The following is a 19,726-nucleotide window of genomic DNA, read 5'->3' on the forward strand; positions in this document are numbered from 1 at the left end:
ATAATTAAAAGACTAATTTATGACGGGGTGAGTTCATGGTCTCAATTTCATCAAATCCGGCAGTTACGGAAAATACAAGATATGAGAATGCAAGAAAACGTTCTGCAGAAGTGGCTTATACCCGTCATGCGGATTATGCCGGCGGCAACGAGGCGAAACGGAACGAGTTGGCGCAGCGGTTAACGAATACTCAGGCGGATGCACAACCTAATGAGTTTAAAAAACTGAATGCCGGTCTACTGAAGCAAGTCGTGTTGCCGCTCGGAGAAACATTGGAAGAAACGATTCAGAGCTGGCGTCAAGTACGAAGTGAAGCGCTTTCTAACCCAGAGCCCTCTGAAATGGACCATCAGCTTGCTGCAGTGGCATCAGCTAAAATTGCGGAAACCCAAGCGCAGCTCGCGTTGGAAGATCGTTTGCGTTCGGCGCAACTAGCGGAAGCAAGTCGTGAAAACTCATTGATGCAGCCGCAGCAGCAGAACTCGGAAGCGAATTCCTCACTGGCGGATGCAATGCGGAAACTGTACGATCAAGCTGCAGCAGCCTACGCAATTCAAACAGGTGCAAAACAGCATGGATATATGACGGCAAGCCCGGCATACTCACTTATTGCATAATATGTATTGATAACCCGCCTTCGTGTTGGCGGGTTTTTGCATTGAATAAAGGGAGGCACCCATCATGGCGAAGAAGAATAAACATATTAAAACGAATGCGATTCGTATTTTAGAGACTGAAGGAATCCCCCATGAGCTGCTCGAGCGCGATTTGTCAGAGGAAGCAAATGCCGCAGCAGACGGCGGGCTCGAAGCTGATGTCTATAAAACACTTGTGACGACAGCGGGTACTGCACGCAATTATGTATTTGTCATCCCGGTATTATGTGAGCTTGACTTGAAAAAGGCGGCACGCGCAGCAGGAGAGAAAAAGCTGGAGATGCTCCCGCTTAAACAGCTGACAGACGTGACGGGGTATATCCGCGGCGGATGTTCGGCAATCGGGATGAAAAAGACGTTTCCTACTTTTCTGGATGTCTCTGCCCAATCGAAACCAGCCATCTACGCCAGCGCAGGGAAACCAGGATTCCAGATGAAACTCGCGCCTTCCGATTACGCGAAAGTAACGGATGCACCGTTTGTGGACTTGTGTAAATAAAACCCGCGCCCGCAGATGGACGCCTACTTTTAATACATCTCCATCACGTGACCAATTAAGTACTTTCTTCAGGCAGTTGGAGAAGGTGCTCATAAATCACGGGAAGTGCTTATAACGCAGTGGTGGCCGCTCATAAACCGTGGAAAGTGATCATAACGCGGAGGGGAACGCTCATAAACCGTGGAAAGTGATCATAACGCGGAGGGGAACGCTCATAAACCGTGGAAAGTGATCATAACGCATGGGGAACGCTCATAACTCATGGAAAGTGATCATAACGCATGGGGAACGCTCATAACTCGCGAAAAGTGATCATAACGCAGAGAAAGCGCTCATAACTCATGGAAAGTGATCATAACGCAGAGAAGAACGCTCATAAACTCCCAAAAGTGATCATAACCCAAAGAGCACACACAACACCCTCTCACAAAATCCCCTCACCCGCCTGCACGCCAGACATGCTACAATTGCGTATAGAGAATACGCCGCCCGGTTCATTCAGCGGCTCGCGGAAAGAAGAATGCAGATGATGACGTTAAAAAAATGGAGATGGGTCTTTTTCATAGTAGGACAAATGATCCTCTCGTTAGGGATAGCGATGACTATTAAAGGGCAACTGCTTGGCATTGGGCCATGGGATGTCCTGCATGTCGGTCTCTATCAAAATATCGGACTGTCCATCGGATCGTGGAGCATCATTACAGGATTGCTCATCGTACTGATCACTGCAGCTGCGCAAAAAAAGTGGCCGAAATACGGGACATGGCTCAATATGCTGCTGCTCGGAACATTTATTGATCTGTTCAATTGGCTGCTGCCAGACGTCACGTCAATTGCAGCTCAATTAATCTTTTTCATCTTGGGTGTCGTAATTATGTCATACGGCATCGGACTGTATGTGTCTCCTAATATGGGGGCAGGTCCGCGGGACAGCTTAATGCTGCTGATCGTGCACAAATTCAACATCAGTGTAAAAATTGTACGGACGTCCATAGAAGTCATTGTTGCCTTACTCGGCTGGGCACTCGGGGGACCGGTTGGTATAGGTACCGTGCTCATCGCATTGCTGATAGGACAATTCGTCCACTATGCGATGCCGCAATGTCAGCGGCTATTACTGAAAGTAGCAAAGCAGGAAAATAGTGAAATTCTATTATAATGAAGGGCACAGTCAACCCGGGCTGTGCTTTTTTTCGTCGCCATTTCATAAGCTATTCTGAAGAACTTCAGAAAGGGATGGTCACGATGAATGGAAACTTAACAGAATCGATGGGCACGGCCTATACAGGAGGAGGGCTGTCTCACAAGTACGAGCACCTCATCCAGCAAGCAGCGACAACTGTCTTCATTAAATCACCGCCTACCTTTGCGCTGTCTAACATTTTGAATGAGCTGGCAATCTTCTATGTGAAACGAGGATTTGACGTTGACCGTTTCAGAAGTCCATTGCATACCGAAAAAACGGATGGCATTTATGTGAAAGGCCACGAACTTTTTTATATCGCCGCCTCCTATCCAGTGCCGCTGGAACCCACAGACCTTGGCGGGAAACATCGCGTTGTCAGCTTTTATGATGTTTATGACGAAAACAAATTACGTGCAAATAACCCGCAAATCGCAGGTCACTTAGAAGAGGCCGCCACCTATTTGGAAAAAGCACTCGCAGCGCTTTTTGAAGCAAAATCGATTCATGATGAATGGGAAACCGTCAACATCCGACGAATGGACTGGAAAGCGCACGAAGCAAAGATTCAGTCACTCGCAGCTGATTTATTTGGCACACTTGATTTACACAAAAATGCGGCCGTTTCACATCGCATTATTGGGTCGTTATCTACAAAAGGAGCACATGACTTCATTCCATCTATTACTAAATCCCTGAAGCGCAGAATTTTAATCAAAGCCCTTCCTGGAACAGGAAAGTCCACGATGATGAGAGCGCTCGGAGAAGAAGCGGAAAAGCGTGGCATCGATGTCCTGTATGGCTGGTGCGGATTGGATGCGGGAAGTATCGATCTCGTCCAGTTCCCGGAGCTGTCTGTTTGTCTGTTCGACGCAACGGAACCTCACGTGTATGATGCAGAACGGGAAGGCGATGAGATTCTGGATTTGGTTGCCATGTGTGCACCGAGTGAAAAAGCAGAGCAGGAAATTGATGGAATCCGTCTGCGGTACAAAGAAGCGATTGCGAATGCTGCCGGATACATGCAGTCGTACGCACGATTGACGAGTCAAATAGATGCAGGGATGGACAGTGCGCTCGATTTGAAAGCATTCCATGAAAAAGCAGAACAACTGACAGAACTTATCGCTCCGTAACGCGCTTCAGTTATCGGGAAAGGCACAAATATGCTACACTATTAGCATCACGTGTCTGAAAGGAAGATTAGTTTGTCTACTATATTAAATGCATTTCTAGACGAGAACTTGCAAGAACTTCGAGATCAGGGACTTTACAACGAAATTGAGCCAGTCGAAGGTCCGAATGGTCCAATCATTAAAATTAAAGGCAGCGACCTCATTAACTTATCATCGAACAACTATTTAGGTCTTGCAACAGACGAAGACTTGAAAAAATTGAACATTGCAGCTGTGAATAAATACGGTGTCGGAGCAGGAGCGGTGCGTACCATCAACGGTACACTTGACATCCACATCGAACTAGAGAAAAAGCTGGCGGAGTTCAAAGGAACAGAAGCTGCGATTTCATTCCAATCTGGATTCAACTGCAACATGGCGGCAATTTCCGCAGTCATGAACAAAAACGATGCAATTTTATCAGATGAATTAAACCACGCATCCATCATCGACGGCTGCCGTCTTTCTGGCGCTAAGATCATCCGAGTCAAGCACCAGGACATGGACGATTTGCGTGCAAAAGCAAAAGAAGCGACAGAGTCCGGGTTATACGGAAAAGTCATGTACATCACGGATGGCGTATTCTCGATGGATGGAGATATCGCAAACCTTCCGGGTGCTGTTAAAGTTGCGAAAGAGTTTGACCTGATCACATACGTGGACGATGCTCACGGTTCAGGCGTAACTGGTAAAGGGAAGGGAACTGTCAAGCATTTCGGACTTGAAAAAGAGATTGATATGCAGATGGGAACACTTTCAAAAGCAGTCGGAGTTGTCGGCGGTTACGTAGCTGGAACACAAAAGCTGATTGACTGGTTAAAGGTCCGTTCACGTCCGTTCTTGTTCTCAACAGCGGTACCGCCAGGCGATGTTGCAGCAATCATGGGTGCGCTTGATAAAATCAGTGCATCCACTGAACTGCACGACAAGCTATGGGAGAACGGGGACTATTTGAAAGCGGGCTTGAAGAAACTCGGCTTCAATATCGGGAACTCAGAAACCCCAATCACGCCTTGTATCATCGGCGAAGAAAAACTGACACAGCAATTCTCGAAACGTCTGGCTGAAGAAGGCGTCTATGCAAAATCCATCGTATTCCCAACAGTTCCAAAAGGGACAGGCCGCGTTCGCAACATGCCAACCGCTGCCCACACGAAAGAAATGCTGGACGATGCACTTAAGATTTATGAAAAAGTCGGTAAGGAACTCGGCGTTATTCAATAACGTACAGGATCTTAACTAAATTCCATATGAAAACAAAAAGCAGTCTGGAGAGTTTTATCCTCTCCAGACTGCTTTTATTTCGTTGTATTTTCGACAGGCCGCACAACCTCTTCATGGTACACAGTCGTTAATTCCCCATTCGCAAGTTCGATGTCATACTGCGTACGCTCGTCAACTCGAACAAGTACAATCAGCCCTTTGCGGCCGTCATGCAATTCTACATAAGTCTCTTCTTCATAAATCATGGCCATCCCTCCTCTTAAATAATGGGAGATACTTGGTCTTGACGCTGGAACAGGGAAACCAATACATAGTGCTGAATACCGCATGCGTGAGAGGTGGAGAGCTCCACTTCTTTGCGATAAGCAGTTTGGTCACCGGACTGCTTGGCGATACTGGCTTGAAGGGCGTGTTTCATCCATTGCTTTTTAATGGCAGTTTGCAAGGTTTGAGCGCGCTCTAGATTTCCTTCCATTAACAATGCGCTTGCCGTATAGTAATTCACATAATCCGCTGTCGGCAAGTGAATCGCAAGGCGATGCAGCGCCTCCATATCTTGTTGCCAAACCGCCAGATTCGCGGCGTACACTGCCTGGACTTTAGGTTGTTTATGAGTTTGTAAAACGGTTTCAATGGTTTCGATAATCGTTTCATCGGATTCATGAGCAATTGCATAAGCGTAAGCGAATAATGTATTGGACCGATTCTTCGTTAAGAACTTATCGATTTTGTCCAAGTTTTTCGTTCCATAAATGATATAAATCGGCCAGCCAAGTGTAATTGCCATATATACAGCCATGACAATAACGAACACAGCCCAAAAGGGAATATTCGCGAACAATAGGATTACGGTAAGGAGAACTCCACCGCCAAATAATAATAGCCAGCGGGCTGCACCGCGGATGAGAAAAGGATTATCTTTCAAGTTGTACACCCTCCAATTACCTTCATTATAACATACAATTCCGATAACGAGAGAGAATGCTATTGAACGAATTGTATTTTCCAGCAGAACAGTTTATAATCAATTTCAGCTAATAAAACTAGAAATTTCACTTGATAAATAACGACTGTCCTCTCCAAAAATACAAACATTCATAGGGGGAATACACGATGAAAAAAATTATGGTGACCGGAGCACTCGGTCAGATCGGATCAGAATTGATCACCAAACTGCGGGCTGAATATGGAACGGAAAATGTCCTGGCAACAGACATTCGCGAACCGCAAACAGAAATGGATGGACCATTTGCAATTCTTGACGTCACAGATGGAGCGAAAATGACAGGACTTGCACAAGAGTTCGGTGCAGACACGCTCATGCACATGGCGGCATTACTTTCCGCGAAAGCAGAAGAGAACCCGATGCTCGCATGGAACTTGAACATGGGAGGACTCGTAAATGCGCTGGAGACAGCACGTGAACTGGACCTTCAATTCTTCACACCAAGCTCAATCGGCTCATTCGGACCATCTACACCAAAGGACAACACGCCGCAAGATACATTGCAGCGTCCGACGACTATGTACGGAGTGAACAAAGTATCGGGTGAACTGCTTTGTGACTATTATTATCAAAAATTTGGCGTTGATACGCGCGGAGTTCGATTCCCTGGGCTCATTTCATACGTTGCCCAGCCAGGCGGCGGTACAACCGATTACGCGGTCGACATTTTCTACAAAGCGGTAGAAGAAGGCAAGTACACATCCTTCATCGCTGAAGGTACCTACATGGATATGATGTACATGCCAGATGCGCTTCAAGCGATTGTGGACTTAATGGAAACGGATGCAGCTAACTTGAAGCATCGCAACGCGTTCAACGTAACAGCAATGAGCTTCGAGCCATCTGAGCTTGCGGCCGCTATCCAAAAATACATTCCAACATTCGAAATCAGCTATGACGTCGATCCGGTACGCCAATCCATCGCAGACAGCTGGCCGAACTCCCTCGACATTTCCGTCGCAGAAACAGAGTGGGGCTTCAAAGCCACTTACGGTCTCGACGCAATGGTGTCAGATATGCTAGAAAAGATCCGCGAAAAAGTGAATGCTTGATAGAATGAACCCCCACGCGCCTGTAACAACCAGGACGAGGGGGTTTTTGCGTGGAATGGGGATGGGGAGAGGCAGTGTGTGCTTTTAAAATATGGGGAAAGTGCTCATAAACCAAGGAAAGTGTTCATAAGCCAGGGGAAGTGCTCATAAGCCAGGGATAGTGATCATAAGCCAGGGGAAATGATCATAAGCCAGGAAAAGTGATCATAAGCCAGGAAAAGTGCTCATAAATCAGGAAAAGTGATCATAAGCTTGTGAAAGTGCTTATAAACCAAGGAAAGTAATCATAAGCCAGGGGAAGTGCTCATTAACCAGGAAAAATGATCATAAGCCAGGGAAAGTACTCATAAACCAGGAAAAGTGATCATAAACCAGGGGAAGTGCTCATAAACCAGAAAAAGTGATCATAAGCCGGGGAAAGTGCTCATAAATCAGGAAAAGTGATCATAAGCCAGGAAAAGTGATCATAAACCAGGAAAAGTGATCATAAGCCAGGGGAAATGCTCATAAACCAGAAAAAGTGATCATAACCCCAAAAAACACAATCATACCCACCGTCAACTTCCGCGCATCACAACTATAATCCCCGCACAATCCAATCTCGCGACCAGTCAAGCACTGCCCTAACCACACAAAAAACTCCCCCCTGCAGCCAACCAGCCGCAGGGGGGAGTTCCTAATTTTATTTAAAACAACAAGTGTGCAACGCCTGCTACGATTGGCAGCGCGATGATTGTACGCAGTAAGAAGATTACAATCAAATCCCAGATGTTGACGGGAATCTTAGTTCCGAGTATCAACCCGCCCACTTCAGATAAGTAGATAAGCTGAACGACAGAGACAGTCGCCACTGTGAAAAGGGTAATCGGATCAGAAATCATTCCGTCTGCAAGAAGAGCAGGCAGGAACATATCTGTAATCCCGACAACCATTAGCGAACCAGCTTCAGCTGCTTCAGGAATTTGAAGCAGATTCAAGTATGGAACAAATGGTTTTCCGAGAATCGTAAATAGACTCGTATACTCTGCAAGCATCGTTGCAATCGTACCAAACGCCATAACGATTGGAGCTACGCCAATCCACATATCCAGAACGTTACGGAATCCGTCGCCAACAACTTTACCTGCAGAACGGTTTTTATCCGCAGTTGCAAGAGCGTTTTCAATACCATGAGAGAAGACATTGTATCCCTCAGGCAGACTTTCTTCTGTTCCTGTCTGAGGCGTGCCATCAATGAATTCGTCCGGTTTCTTAGAAAGTGGATAAATTCTTGGCATGATAAGTCCCAATACAAGACCAACCACTGCAACTGTTGCGTAAAACGGAACGAAGTAGTCTTCGAGACCAACCGTCCTAATAATAACAAGAGAGAAGGTAATGGAAACAATCGAAAACGTCGTAGCGATTACAGCTGCTTCACGTTTCGTGTAATGTCCATCTTCATATTGCTTGCTCGTCAACAGGACACCAATCGTCCCGTCTCCAACCCAAGACGTCAACGCGTCGATGGAAGATCGTCCAGGAAGTTTGAACAACGGACGCATGATTTTCACCATCATTGTTCCGAAAAACTCAAGCAATCCAAAATTCAAAAGAAGCGGCAGGAACAATCCTGCAAATAGGAAAATCGTAAACAGGAATGAAACCAGACCATCTGGAGAGAGCAGCAAACCACCCGTGTTCTCACTCCAAATCGCTTCAGGTCCGAGCTTGAACGTTACCATGACTGCAAAAATCGCACCGACTACACGAGTCAGTGTCCAAAATGGTGTCACTTTGAATAAAGTTTGCATAAAAGTGGGTTTTGCTGTTCGATCTGCCGAAACAAATAAGAATAATACCGATCCAACTGCAGAAATGATAATGAGCACCATTGCTGCGAAAGGCATCGCAGGTTCTATAAACCCAGAGAGCTTATCGGCAAGGACTGCAATCGGTACTTTCCAGCCGTCGCCGATCTTCAGTGGAATCATGAACAAGATGACTCCGATAATAGATGGAACTAAAAACAATAACCAGTTGGATAAAGACGCTTTTTTCATGGATGAGCTCCTTCGTAAATAGTAATGCATACTATGTATATTTATTCATATTAATGAATGAATACCGAAAAGTAAACTAGAATTTTTCTCCAAAGCCCTATATGTATACCCGGATTCACTAGCTAGAAAACTAGTGAACCGAGAACTGCCGCATTGAAAGCGGTTTCCTTACTTAAAGGAATATGTGTAGAAATGTTCTGTCTTTAACCATTTTAACGCATCAGGATCCTGCGCGTCCAGACGTTTTTGCATATCTTCCATCATCCAAACGGTTTGGGATGCATGAGCATTCATGGCACCGAGCTTTTTCTCTGTCACACCAGACACATCATGATGGACATCCGGATGCCCAATTTGCTCAACTGTTTTATTGTCGAACGCAATTGTGTACAGCTTTGGACGGTCAAATTCTGTCATTCTGCGAACCGCTTCCACAACTGCACGGCCTGTAGCATCATGATCTGGATGTACGGATAAACCTGGATAGAAGGAGATAAGCAATGAAGGATTTAATTCTTCAATCAAATCTGCAACAAGCTTCACCATTTTTTCATCGTCCTCAAACTCTACAGTTTTGTCGCGAAGACCCATCATGCGTAAATCCGTTAGTCCCATCGCGTCCGCGGATGCTTGAAGTTCTTTTTTGCGGATCATTGGCAGCGTTTCGCGGTTGGCAAATGGCGGATTCCCGAGATTCCGTCCCATTTCACCGAGTGTTAAACAAGCGTATGTCACAGGGACGCCCATTTCGATATAAGTTGAAATTGTTCCCGAAACACCGAAGGCTTCATCATCCGGGTGCGGGAAAATGACTAATACGTGACGTTCTTTTTCCATCTCTATTGGTCCTCCTTCTATTAATACGTAAACGGAGTTTCGCTGATTTCGAGGGCTACGGCCAATTTACCATCTGGTCCAAGACCCGCCATTAGCAGACGTCCGTGTTCATCCAATTCATAGTGTGTAATTCCTTGTGCGTAAATCCACCCTGAAGGCAGTTTCAACCCGATGCGGTGAGGGGAGTCGCCCGCCACTTTTCCAAGTTCGTAATTCACGACAATATTGCGGATGAACGCACCTGCGTTAAAGAATCCTTCTTGAAAATGCGCAGCATAAGAGCCGTTTGTCGTCTCCAAATGAATGTAAACATCTTTGCCCGCAAAGGAATCGATCAAGCGTTGCAGCTGATCTTGTTGTACAAGTTCCACATGTCTTCCTCCTCTGGCTGTTTTTTTACTCTGCCTTCAATTATATCCGGTAAACGAAACAATTGCGATTATGCCGTTTCAGCAACAAAAAAGCACGGAAGGACAAGTCCCGCCAGTGCTTGAAAAATTTAAACTTCAGTTGTTGTAATTTCAGGTCCGCCAAAACGGCTCTTAGCGCCGTGCATGACAGGTCCTACATACTCGTTCAACTTCCATCCGTTTGCGATGGCAGCAGCAACGAAAGCTTTTGCTTCAATTACAGCATCCTTAATATCTTTCCCATTTGCCAAGTTTGCTGTAATCGCAGCTGCGAACGTACATCCAGCTCCATGGTTATAGTGGGTATCCGTTTTTTCGGATTCCAATAAAAGATGCGTCTTTCCGTCATAGAACAAGTCCGCTGCTTTATCGTGCTGCAGCTGTTTGCCGCCTTTAATGACAACATTACGAGCACCGAGTGAATGGATTTTCTCAGCTGTTGCTTTCATTTGCTCAATCGTGCTGGGGGTCTTCATGCCAGCCAGCTGTCCGGCTTCAAATAAGTTTGGCGTCACGATTTCAGCACGCGGAAGCAAGTATTCAATCATCGCGTCGACAGTTCCAGGATTCAAGACTTCATCTTCACCTTTACAAACCATAACAGGGTCAATTACGACGTGTGACAGTTCAGTTTCTGCGATTGCTTCACCTGCAGTTTGAATGACTTCTTCTGTACTCAACATGCCTGTTTTAATCGCATCGATTCCAGTAGAAAGGGCAGTTTTGATCTGCGCTTTGACGACATCGATGGGAAGGGAGTAGACATTATGGCTCCAATGCTTGTCCGGATCCATTGTGACGACAACCGTTAATGCAGTCATGCCGTATGTACCAAGTTCTTGGAAAGTTTTAAGGTCCGCTTGTATACCGGCGCCGCCGGATGTATCTGATCCTGCAATTGTCAAAGTCTTTTTCAACGTCATTATAGAGGACTCCTTTACGAATAGGGTATACTTAAGTGTACTCAATCAGAAAAGCAAATACAAATTGTGCGAATTATGCTCGTGCCAGCTTGAGTAGGATGAATCCAAGGCCGCCTCCTGCGACTAAACAGGTTGCACTTCCTATATAATGGCCGCCTTGTGCGAGACCGATAGTCAGGGCAATTAGAAACAATACGGCGATGCCGAAGATGCCGTAAAAGAACAGCATGCCTGCACTTTTAGAGGACTCGGAATACGATTCCCCATCTTTTGCAGCAGCTGCAATACGCTTCACTTTTTCGCGGATTGGAACATTGGACACATCAATCCCTCCTTCGCGCCATCATACCATGACAGAATACTTGTCTGCACGAGAACTTTCCCGCAAACTGAACGTACTGATTCCGGCTGCTTTTTATGACTATAATGAAAGACCAATAGCTGGAATCGCTGCGGAAAAGGAGGACTGACATGAAACGGGGCAACAACTCGAATGACGAACAGAAACTGAAAGAAATCGAGAAATTACTGAAAGAGTTAAAAGCATCGGACAAGGAAAGTGCAGTTACGGTGGAAGAAGCCTATGGCCGCCCCAGAAAGAAGCGCAGAAGTTTATGGAACATTCTTACACTGTTCTTTTCACTTTGGCGCAAATCCTTTCTTATTATCGCGTTAATCGTGATCCTGCTCGTCGCTTCACTGCCGTTCATTGCGTTCTATCTATTGAAGCAAGGAAGCACATATACGGAACAGAAAACTAGTTTCCTTGAGCAAATCCAGGATTTGAACGAAATGGCAACTGCGGAAGCGTACACGAAAGTTATTATCGAACGCCAGGATAACCAGTTGTTTGGACAAAGCATCGGCCTCAATCTGCCGGGTACTAAGCGCCAGCTGCTCGTCGTCATTCCGGGAGCTATCAAAGCCGGCGTGGATTTATCGACACTAAGCAAGAAAGACCTGGATATTAATGAGGCCAATAAAACTGCAACGCTTACTTTGCCGAAACCGGAATTCCTGGGCGGTGCTGAAATCTTCTTTGACCAAGTAAAAGTATATTCGTTTGAAGGGGTATTCAGAGAGAAAGCCGATATCGAAGAAGCATACGACCTCGCAGAAGAAGCGAAGAAACTAATTCGTGAAGAAAGCGCAGGGCAAGGTGTATTGGAAACCGCAGAAAAAAATGCAGAACAGACGCTGCGTGAAATGTTTTCACTGGCAGGATACGATGTGACCATCCAGTTTGAGGAGTGATAAGTTGAAACCGCAGTTTGGAAGTCAATGGGATGAAGTGCTTCAGGACGCATTTAAAGCGCCATCCTATGTGCAATTACGTGAATTCTTAAAGAAAGAATACGGCGAGCAGGTCATTTATCCTAAAATGGATTATATATGGAATGCTTTTAGACAGACCCCTTATGAATCGGTGAAAGTGGTGATTTTAGGCCAAGACCCTTACCACGGTCCTGGACAAGCCCATGGATTGAGTTTCTCGGTTCAACCAGGAGTGAAAATACCGCCGAGTCTGCGGAACATATTTAAAGAACTTGTCAGTGATATCGGCTGTTCTATTCCTGAATCAGGCTCATTGCTGGGCTGGGCAGAGCAGGGCGTGCTTCTGATGAACACCGTGTTGACGGTTCGTGAGGGAGAAGCGCACTCTCATCGCAAGCAAGGATGGGAGACGTTCACAGATGAAGTGATTCGCAAGCTTTCAGACCGCGACGAGCCGATTGTGTTCATTCTCTGGGGGCGTCCGGCACAGGAGAAAAAGCGACTCATCGATTTGACAAAGCATGTTACCATTGAGTCAGTGCATCCAAGTCCGCTCAGTGCAAATCGCGGATTCTTCGGCTCGCGTCCGTTTTCGAAGACGAACGAACAGCTATTATCTTGGGGAGAATCTGAAATTGACTGGTGCAAGACCGGACAGCAGGGATTAAGTTAACATTAAATGAAGGAAGGTGGCCGCTGTTATGGCTGTGAATTGTTTTCAATGCTGTCATTTCTACGTGACGTGGGATCCAAAGCATCCGCGTGGCTGCAAAGCGTACGGATTTAAAACGCGTGAGCTGCCTTCTGCAGTGGTTTTACGTTCTTCAGGTATGGAATGCATGAAGTTCGAACCGAAGAAAGGAAGCGGTGGCGCATGATTACAACGAATCGTGTTCTGGAAGAAATGCAACGGCAGCTGACAAATGCGATAACGACATCAGATGAAGCGAAGATGCGCGAGTCCATTTCAGCTATGCAGTCGCTGTGCGGGTTAATTCTCGAAGAGACGCCCCAGCAGGTGCCATCTTCTGAAGGCAAGCTGCAGTTCTTGTCTGGAAATTCAGCAGTAACGGCAGCTTCTCCAATGGAACTGTCTCCAGCGAAAGAAACATTTTCCACTCCAGTTCAAACTGGGCTTGAAGGCAAGGTATTAGATGAAAAAGATGCAAATGGCGGTTCGCTGTTTGACTTTTAATGTAAATCACTCGGAAAGAAGGAAGAAAACATGCCATTTTTCATTATCGCAGGTGCAGTAAACGGTGCGATTGCGGTCGCGCTTGGAGCTTTCGGCGCGCACGCGTTAGCTGACAGATTATCTGCACATTACTTAGACATTTGGGAGAAGGCTGTTCACTATCAGATGTTCCATGCGGTTGCATTACTCGCAATCGGAATTTTGATGAGTCCTGCACTCTTTGGCTCATCGACAGCCTTATCATGGGCAGGCTATCTCTTGTTAGCGGGAATCATCATTTTCTCCGGCAGTCTGTATGTGTTGAGCTTATCTGGAATCGGAATATTGGGTGCAATCACACCGATTGGCGGCGTTGCATTCATCGCTGGGTGGATTATGCTCATTGTAGCGGCTTCGAAGTTTGGGAATTAATCAACTAAAAACAGCTGCACCGTCTCTCAAATAGAGGCGGTGCAGCTGTTTTTTTCACGGGCGCTGCGGGAAGTAATTGAGCTCTTCGTTGAACTCGGCATAATCAAAGTAAATCATTGGGAAGAGGAACCGTTTTCCAGTACTTTGCTCACTCAAAATCACATGGTCACGACCGGCAGCTTCGACCATGCCTGTTACAGCTTTTACATTCGTGCCGGCCTCCATTGCATTTTCAAACGAAAAGTGGAACGTCCCGACTTTCCCGCGGTTAAGCCGTAAAATATTCTCGATGTAGGATTCTTCACGAAATGCGCCAGCGGGTGCACGCCCGCTCGGAATGGTGACTGGGGGCGGAACGTTTTGTTGTTGTTGCTGAGGTGGAAAGGCAAATTGCGGTTGCTGCTGGTAGTTCGGTGACCATTGATATTGAACCATGCTGTCATCCTTTCAAAGTTAGATGGTTGGGCAGTCTTGTTCGGTTGGCGAGAAGAAACAGTGTGATTTGTAACGTCCGGTATTGTATTGACCGTACCATTGCTCCGGACAATCCCCGGCAGGCATGAAAAACCAGAGAGACCGTTCGGCGGGGCTGAACCGTTCGCCGTTTACCGCGCGCCGTGCCAATTTGCGATCAACTTCGCGTGCGCGTTGATAAAAGTAGCCTTTCGTCGTCGCTTCAAAGCCGCCGGGACGTTGAAATACCATATCGTCCAAGTTTCGAATATCCGTAAAATCAAGGCAGTCCGCTCGCACTCGATTCACGCCGACATTGCCGACCATCAGCATACCGAGCTGACCTTCGCCTTCCGCTTCCGCGCGCATCAAGCGCGCCAGCAAATCGATATGCTTATTCGTCGTCTTAATCACCGCCACACGATAACCCCCTCACACGTATCCTATGAACGAGCAGAAGGAAACATACCAAGTCTTGTGAGAGGGGAGTGAATATCTTAGAGCTGCTTACTGCTCCTGTGGATCGCTCATAAAGTGTGGAAAAGTGATCATAACCCAGGGGAAGCGCTCATAAAGTGTGGAAAGTGATCATAACCCAGGAGAAGCGCTCATAAAGTGTGGAAAGTGATCATAACCCAGGGGAAGCGCTCATAAAGTGTGGAAAGTGATCATAACCCAGGGAAAGCGCTCATAAAGTGAGGAAAGTGATCATAACCCTGGAGAAGCGCTCATAAAGTGAGGAAAGTGATCATAACCCAGGGAAAGCGCTCATAAAGTGTGGAAAATGATCATAACCCAGGGGAAGCGCTCATAAAGTGTGGAAAGTGATCATAACCCAGGGGAAGCGCTCATAAAGTGTGGAAAGTGATCATAACCCAGGGGAAGCGCTCATAAAGTGTGGAAAGTGATCATAACCCAGGGGAAGCGCTCATAAAGTGTGGAAAGTGATCATAACCCAGGGAAAGCGCTCATAAAGTGTGGAAAGTGATCATAACCCTGGAGAAGCGCTCATAAAGTGTGGAAAGTGATCATAACCCAGGGGAAGCGCTCATAAAGTGAGGAAAGTGATCATAACCCAGGGAAAGCGCTCATAAAGTGAGAAAAATAATCATAAATCACAAAAAGTCCTCAAAATAAACCACCTATTTCTCAGACATGAACCCATTCCAACAAGACCCAGCAAAAAATAAGCGAAGCGCCAACAAATCAAGCCCTTACAAGGTTTCAAGCACAACGCATTATAGTTTACAAAAGCTGTGAAGCAGGAAATGTGCCAATCAAACTTCAAGTTTGCCCCATGAAAATAGCCCAAAATGCGAACTTGGCAAAATCTATTCCAATTACTATGTAAACTAGCTATACTCAATGAAAATGAAGGGAAGGTTGCCAATGCTTTATAAACAACGGACAAAACCGAAGCAGTTAGAGGGACTTCAATCACTCGCAAGGAGATTGTCTCCCGCGCACGAAAAGTATCGATTCATCCAAGAAGAATTATATAAAATACGTGCTGGATTCGGGGGCGAACAGGAATACGACCGCTGCATGAAAGAAGTCCATACCGACTTCCCGCATGCAATCCTGCATGACATCAGTCTTCAGCAAAATGGAGTGCAATTTCAAATTGATTCATTATTCATTGCTCCCGATCGAATCATTATTACTGAAGTTAAGAATGTTGCGGATAAAATCATAGTCAAAGCGAATCCGACACAATTTCTAAAAGAATCGCAAACGGGCTCGCGTGCTGTTTTTAGAAATCCAATTGCCGAAGTTGAACGCAAAATCCATTTTTTAAAAGGTTGGTTACACGAAAAGAACATTCAATTACCAGTAACTGGACTCATCACATTTGCCCACAACAACGAAATCCTCATTGAAGAACCACTAACAATGCCAATCCTGCCGAATTACGAAGCACCTGCCTTTTTCAGGGAATTACCTCTTGAGTCACCCATACTATCCAAACAAGATATCTACAAACTTGCACACACATTCCTATCCAGTCATCAAGAATACAATCCATTTCCATTAACTTCACGGTATGGAATTCATCCAGCTGAATTAAAAAATGGAGTCTTATGTGACAATTGCTCCAATGAACAGGCAATCGTGCGTGAAGGAAACACATGGAGCTGTCCTTTTTGCGGACATAGAAGCCGGGCACCTTATGAGCAAGCCATTAAGGAGTATTTCATGCTGATCGGGAAATCGCTGACCAATCGCGAGTTTTGCGGATTTACGGGGTTGACGTGCCGCCATACAGCAAAACGGCTGCTGTCCAGTCCGATACTTCAGAAGGCAGGGACACGAAAAGCAACAACTTATACGCTCGCCAGGGAAAACCAAGATTGATTTGCTGCGCTTCGCATTGCGAAGCGTTTTTTGGTGCGGTTACTTGCTTGAATGTAGAGTTTGTATGGATAAATCTATGTGTCTGTTGGTGGCTTTATTGCAGTGGGAGTCGATAGTGATCATAAATCCCAGAATGTGATCATAACCATGAGGAAGCGCTCATAACACAGGAAAAACGATCATAACCCAAGCAAATCGCTCATAACTCAGGAAAAGTGATCATAACCCAAGCAAATCGCTCATAACTCAGGAAAAGTGATCATAACCCAAGCCACCCGCTCCCTCATAACTCACGAAAAAGTGATTCTACTCCCAGCAACCCCTCCACAAATCACCAAACTACTCCAAAACACAAAAAAGCCGCACCCAGGATCACTCCCGGGTACAGCTAAAACGAACTTCTGCATCACACCGTGAAGAAATCGGCGCGTGTCTCGTCCTGTAAAATGGTTCCTACGAAGAACTCGCCAAACTCGCTGTAGCGCGCGCTCACTTCGTCAAAACGCATTTCATAGATTAACTTCTTGAACTGAAGCACGTCATCTGCGAACAGAGTAACGCCCCATTCGTGGTCGTCGAAACCGACTGAACCAGAGATGATTTGCTTCACTTTTCCAGCATAGCTGCGGCCGATTAAACCGTGGCTGCGCATCATTTCTTTACGTACATCCATGTCGAGCATGTACCAGTTGACATCGCCTTCGCGCTTCTTGTCCATAGGGTAGAAGCAAACGTATTGGCTGCGTGGAAGTTCAGGATACAAACGTCCGCGAACGTATGGGTTTTGATATGGATCTTCATCTGAATCCCCACCCGCCAAGTAGTTGGAAAGTTCCACTACTGATACGTAAGAATACGCAGGAAGCGTGAAGTCTGCGATCGAAAGTTTGTTGAATTCCGCTTCAAGCTGTTGCAATTCGTCCATCGTTGGACGCAACGTCATGAGCATGAAATCCGCCTTTTGACCGACGATTGTATAAAATGCATGGCTGCCTGTTTTGTTTTCATCCGCTTTATTCAGCTTATCTAGGAACGCGACGAACTCGTCAACCGCGTGCTGGCGCTCTTCTTTGGAAATGAGTTTCCAAGAGGTCCAGTCCATTGTGCGGAAGTCGTGTAATACATACCAGCCATCCAGCGTCTGTGCTGCTTCAATCATGTGAAATCGAACTCCTTTAAATTGAGATTCGTACGGGTGGACGAAGAATTATCTCCGAGGCAGCCGTTCTTTTCTCAGTGTACCATAATGGACAACTTCAATTCAGCCGTGACACCGGTTGTCACGAATTCGACACCCGGAAGCGAGTGGAAGAGGAACGGCTTGTAGTGTAAACTGAGTGTAATCAAACCTAAAACTTTTACACACAGGAGTCTGCTTATGTCAGCAATTGAATCGTATTTATCCATCCCGACTTGGCGTTATATAGATGAATCCCTATCGGGCAAAAGTCGTTCCGCATTAGAATCCTTCGCAGCAGACGATACCCTTTGTCAGCTGGTCGGCCAGCAGCAAAGTGCTCCTGCTGTCAGAACATGGGTCCACGACAACACCATCGTACTCGGTGTCCAGGATCATCGGCTTCCGCATTTAGAACGTGCCTTACCGGCAATTCACAATGCAGGATACAAAACCATCGTCCGAAATTCGGGCGGGCTTGCCGTCGTACTCGACAGCGGAGTGCTCAATATTTCTATCGTATTATCCGAACAGAGCGGTTCCATCGATATCTCCGTCGGGTATGACGTCATGCTGGAATTTATCCGCATGCTGTTTCCTGAAGCCGGTGACCGTATCGAAGCCTACGAAATCGCAGGATCGTATTGTCCGGGAAGCTATGATCTTAGCATCGGCGGGAAAAAGTTCGCGGGCATTTCCCAGCGCAGATTAAGACAAGGCGTCGCCGTGCAAGTCTATCTATGTATCGAAGGCAGCGGCAGCGAACGGGCAGCACTCGTCCAAGGCTTATATGAAACGGGCCTTGGCGGAGAGGCAACGAAATTTGCTTATCCTGTCATTCAACCAGAAACGATGGCTTCCTTATCCGAACTGCTCGACCATCCGCTTACTGTCCAAGACGTCAATCTCCGGATCCAAAAGCAATTGCACGTACTTGCAGAAAATGTGCAGTCTGGCGGCTTCCGCGAAGAGGAAATGGAACTTTATGCGTTCTATTTAAATCGTGTGGTTGAACGGAATGCGAAAATGATAGTTAAAGTGTAATGAAAACATAAAAAAGCCGCCTATTAGTGAATAGGCGGTTCTTTTGAGATTAAATTTCCGTTTTGCTCCATTTTGAAAGCCGGTGCAGTATGCTTGCCCTCTTCGTTTAATGTGACCAAGCGGCGTGCGCGGTTCATGATTTCAACAAATTGCTCATAATCATCCCGGATTGTCCTGTTATCTTTTTTCAGACGCTCTATCATATTTTCAAGCTCAGCCACGCGGGCTTGGGCAGTTTTTGCGGTTTGCTGCCAACGAAGCGCATCATTATTTGTACCGCCTGAGTGATGCATGCGAATGAGGAATGCGATCACCGTGTCCATGGAAAGGGCAGACAGCGGGACGGATGCTGCGCGTTGTTCTTCTTCATTCGTCTGGACGGAATAAAGCGGAGTCGCACGACGTTTGAAATCTGAACCTAGCACTCGCAATGCTTGTTTGCGTTCTTTCTTCGCTTGTGATAATTCTTTCTCGTAGTCTTGTCTTACCACAGCGTTCCAGCGAAACCCGCATGCCGCTGCAGTTCGATTCAGCGCATCTCCAACTTCTTCAAATGCACTCAACTGTGTGCTGCCCTCACGAACGTGACGGAGTACCGTCTCTGCCAATAGTGTATCGTTTTCTTCTAACCATGCATCTTGTCTAATTTTAACCATCTCCAATGCCTCCCATAATTCGTTCTCTCTTTCTACTGACATTATGGACAGCTCGTAAGATTTTTATACAGAACAAAAGATTGATACTTTCATTCTTTTTTTGAATGTGCCATTTGCCGCTGTCGAACGTGCTGATTTTTGGTATACTGGAGA

Annotated in this window: 24 protein-coding genes; 13 read left to right on the forward strand and 11 right to left on the reverse strand. The window is 46.2% G+C overall.

The window, feature by feature from the left end; translation table 11 throughout:
* The first annotated feature begins 35 nt into the window (after positions 1-35).
* The 5 genes from PGH26_RS01340 (at position 36) to PGH26_RS01360 (ending at position 4,737) form a co-directional block, all read left to right on the forward strand.
* Positions 36-617, forward strand: coding sequence for a hypothetical protein (locus PGH26_RS01340; protein ID WP_323692243.1), 582 nt, complete (start codon positions 36-38; stop codon positions 615-617).
* 64 nt (positions 618-681) lie between these two features.
* A complete protein-coding gene (locus tag PGH26_RS01345; protein ID WP_323692244.1) occupies positions 682-1,155 on the forward strand; it encodes an aminoacyl-tRNA deacylase in 474 nt (157 codons plus the stop codon).
* Between the two features lie 526 nt (positions 1,156-1,681).
* Complete coding sequence (locus tag PGH26_RS01350; RefSeq protein ID WP_431312510.1) at positions 1,682-2,314, forward strand: YczE/YyaS/YitT family protein; 633 nt, start codon at positions 1,682-1,684, stop codon at positions 2,312-2,314.
* Positions 2,315-2,400: 86 nt separating this feature from the next.
* Positions 2,401-3,474, forward strand: coding sequence for a nucleotide kinase (locus tag PGH26_RS01355; RefSeq protein WP_323692245.1), 1,074 nt, complete (start codon positions 2,401-2,403; stop codon positions 3,472-3,474).
* Between the two features lie 72 nt (positions 3,475-3,546).
* Positions 3,547-4,737, forward strand: a complete 1,191-nt coding sequence (locus PGH26_RS01360; RefSeq protein WP_323692246.1) for a glycine C-acetyltransferase — start codon at positions 3,547-3,549, stop codon at positions 4,735-4,737.
* Positions 4,738-4,811: 74 nt separating this feature from the next.
* Here the strand turns inward: PGH26_RS01360 and PGH26_RS01365 are convergent, their stop codons facing one another.
* Together PGH26_RS01365 and PGH26_RS01370 are read right to left on the reverse strand one after the other, a co-directional pair.
* Positions 4,812-4,982 (reverse strand): hypothetical protein, encoded by a 171-nt coding sequence (locus PGH26_RS01365; protein ID WP_323692247.1) that lies wholly within the window; start codon positions 4,980-4,982, stop codon positions 4,812-4,814.
* A gap of 14 nt (positions 4,983-4,996) precedes the next feature.
* Complete coding sequence (locus tag PGH26_RS01370) at positions 4,997-5,662, reverse strand: hypothetical protein (RefSeq protein ID WP_323692248.1); 666 nt, start codon at positions 5,660-5,662, stop codon at positions 4,997-4,999.
* A 188-nt stretch (positions 5,663-5,850) separates the two neighbouring features.
* On the opposite strand from PGH26_RS01370, the gene PGH26_RS01375 reads away from it, so the two are divergent.
* Entirely contained in the window at positions 5,851-6,795 is a 945-nt protein-coding gene (locus tag PGH26_RS01375) for an L-threonine 3-dehydrogenase (protein ID WP_323692249.1), read from the forward strand.
* Between the two features lie 686 nt (positions 6,796-7,481).
* Here the strand turns inward: PGH26_RS01375 and PGH26_RS01380 are convergent.
* The 5 genes from PGH26_RS01380 to PGH26_RS01400 form a co-directional block, all read right to left on the reverse strand.
* Positions 7,482-8,837 (reverse strand): YjiH family protein, encoded by a 1,356-nt coding sequence (locus tag PGH26_RS01380; RefSeq protein ID WP_323692250.1) that lies wholly within the window; start codon positions 8,835-8,837, stop codon positions 7,482-7,484.
* A 168-nt stretch (positions 8,838-9,005) separates the two neighbouring features.
* Positions 9,006-9,674 (reverse strand): bacillithiol biosynthesis deacetylase BshB2, encoded by a 669-nt coding sequence (bshB2, locus tag PGH26_RS01385; RefSeq protein ID WP_323692251.1) that lies wholly within the window; start codon positions 9,672-9,674, stop codon positions 9,006-9,008.
* A 20-nt stretch (positions 9,675-9,694) separates the two neighbouring features.
* Complete coding sequence (locus tag PGH26_RS01390) at positions 9,695-10,045, reverse strand: YojF family protein (protein ID WP_323692252.1); 351 nt, start codon at positions 10,043-10,045, stop codon at positions 9,695-9,697.
* A 128-nt stretch (positions 10,046-10,173) separates the two neighbouring features.
* Complete coding sequence (gene thiD, locus PGH26_RS01395) at positions 10,174-11,007, reverse strand: bifunctional hydroxymethylpyrimidine kinase/phosphomethylpyrimidine kinase (RefSeq protein WP_323692253.1); 834 nt, start codon at positions 11,005-11,007, stop codon at positions 10,174-10,176.
* 73 nt (positions 11,008-11,080) lie between these two features.
* Entirely contained in the window at positions 11,081-11,329 is a 249-nt protein-coding gene (locus tag PGH26_RS01400) for a hypothetical protein (RefSeq protein WP_323692254.1), read from the reverse strand.
* 149 nt (positions 11,330-11,478) lie between these two features.
* Here PGH26_RS01400 and PGH26_RS01405 point away from each other — a divergent pair, with 149 nt between their 5' ends.
* Genes PGH26_RS01405 through PGH26_RS01425 form a run of 5 tightly spaced genes read left to right on the forward strand, consistent with a single transcriptional unit; the run spans position 11,479 to position 13,888 of the window.
* A complete protein-coding gene (locus PGH26_RS01405; protein ID WP_323692255.1) occupies positions 11,479-12,261 on the forward strand; it encodes a DUF4230 domain-containing protein in 783 nt (260 codons plus the stop codon).
* Positions 12,262-12,265: 4 nt separating this feature from the next.
* Complete coding sequence (locus tag PGH26_RS01410) at positions 12,266-12,955, forward strand: uracil-DNA glycosylase (RefSeq protein ID WP_323692256.1); 690 nt, start codon at positions 12,266-12,268, stop codon at positions 12,953-12,955.
* A gap of 28 nt (positions 12,956-12,983) precedes the next feature.
* The gene (locus PGH26_RS01415; protein ID WP_025785538.1) at positions 12,984-13,160 is read left to right on the forward strand and encodes a hypothetical protein; all 177 of its coding nucleotides are present in this window, start codon (positions 12,984-12,986) and stop codon (positions 13,158-13,160) included.
* On the forward strand, positions 13,157-13,477 hold the full coding sequence (locus PGH26_RS01420) for a YwdI family protein (protein ID WP_323692257.1): 321 nt from the start codon (positions 13,157-13,159) through the stop codon (positions 13,475-13,477). The genes PGH26_RS01415 and PGH26_RS01420 overlap by 4 nt, the downstream gene beginning before the upstream one ends.
* Before the next feature lie 30 nt (positions 13,478-13,507).
* The gene (locus PGH26_RS01425; protein ID WP_323692258.1) at positions 13,508-13,888 is read left to right on the forward strand and encodes a DUF423 domain-containing protein; all 381 of its coding nucleotides are present in this window, start codon (positions 13,508-13,510) and stop codon (positions 13,886-13,888) included.
* A 54-nt stretch (positions 13,889-13,942) separates the two neighbouring features.
* On the opposite strand, the gene gerQ is transcribed toward PGH26_RS01425, so the two are convergent.
* Both gerQ and PGH26_RS01435 read right to left on the reverse strand, forming a co-directional pair.
* Entirely contained in the window at positions 13,943-14,323 is a 381-nt protein-coding gene (gene gerQ / locus PGH26_RS01430; RefSeq protein ID WP_323692259.1) for a spore coat protein GerQ, read from the reverse strand.
* An 18-nt stretch (positions 14,324-14,341) separates the two neighbouring features.
* Complete coding sequence (locus tag PGH26_RS01435) at positions 14,342-14,761, reverse strand: cell wall hydrolase (RefSeq protein ID WP_323692260.1); 420 nt, start codon at positions 14,759-14,761, stop codon at positions 14,342-14,344.
* Between the two features lie 969 nt (positions 14,762-15,730).
* Here PGH26_RS01435 and PGH26_RS01440 point away from each other — a divergent pair.
* Complete coding sequence (locus tag PGH26_RS01440) at positions 15,731-16,696, forward strand: nuclease-related domain-containing protein (RefSeq protein WP_323692261.1); 966 nt, start codon at positions 15,731-15,733, stop codon at positions 16,694-16,696.
* Positions 16,697-17,102: 406 nt separating this feature from the next.
* On the opposite strand, the gene hemQ is transcribed toward PGH26_RS01440, so the two are convergent.
* Positions 17,103-17,855: a hydrogen peroxide-dependent heme synthase gene (gene hemQ / locus PGH26_RS01445; protein ID WP_323692262.1), complete on the reverse strand. Its 753-nt coding sequence runs from the start codon at positions 17,853-17,855 to the stop codon at positions 17,103-17,105.
* 219 nt (positions 17,856-18,074) lie between these two features.
* On the opposite strand from hemQ, the gene lipL reads away from it, so the two are divergent.
* A complete protein-coding gene (lipL, locus tag PGH26_RS01450) occupies positions 18,075-18,917 on the forward strand; it encodes an octanoyl-[GcvH]:protein N-octanoyltransferase (protein WP_323692263.1) in 843 nt (280 codons plus the stop codon).
* Positions 18,918-18,940: 23 nt separating this feature from the next.
* Here the strand turns inward: lipL and PGH26_RS01455 are convergent, their stop codons facing one another.
* Positions 18,941-19,573, reverse strand: coding sequence for an RsfA family transcriptional regulator (locus PGH26_RS01455; protein WP_323692264.1), 633 nt, complete (start codon positions 19,571-19,573; stop codon positions 18,941-18,943).
* Positions 19,574-19,726 lie beyond the last annotated feature (153 nt).

This window comes from Sporosarcina jeotgali (assembly GCF_033304595.1).
Taxonomy (GTDB): Bacteria; Bacillota; Bacilli; order Bacillales_A; family Planococcaceae; genus Sporosarcina; species Sporosarcina jeotgali.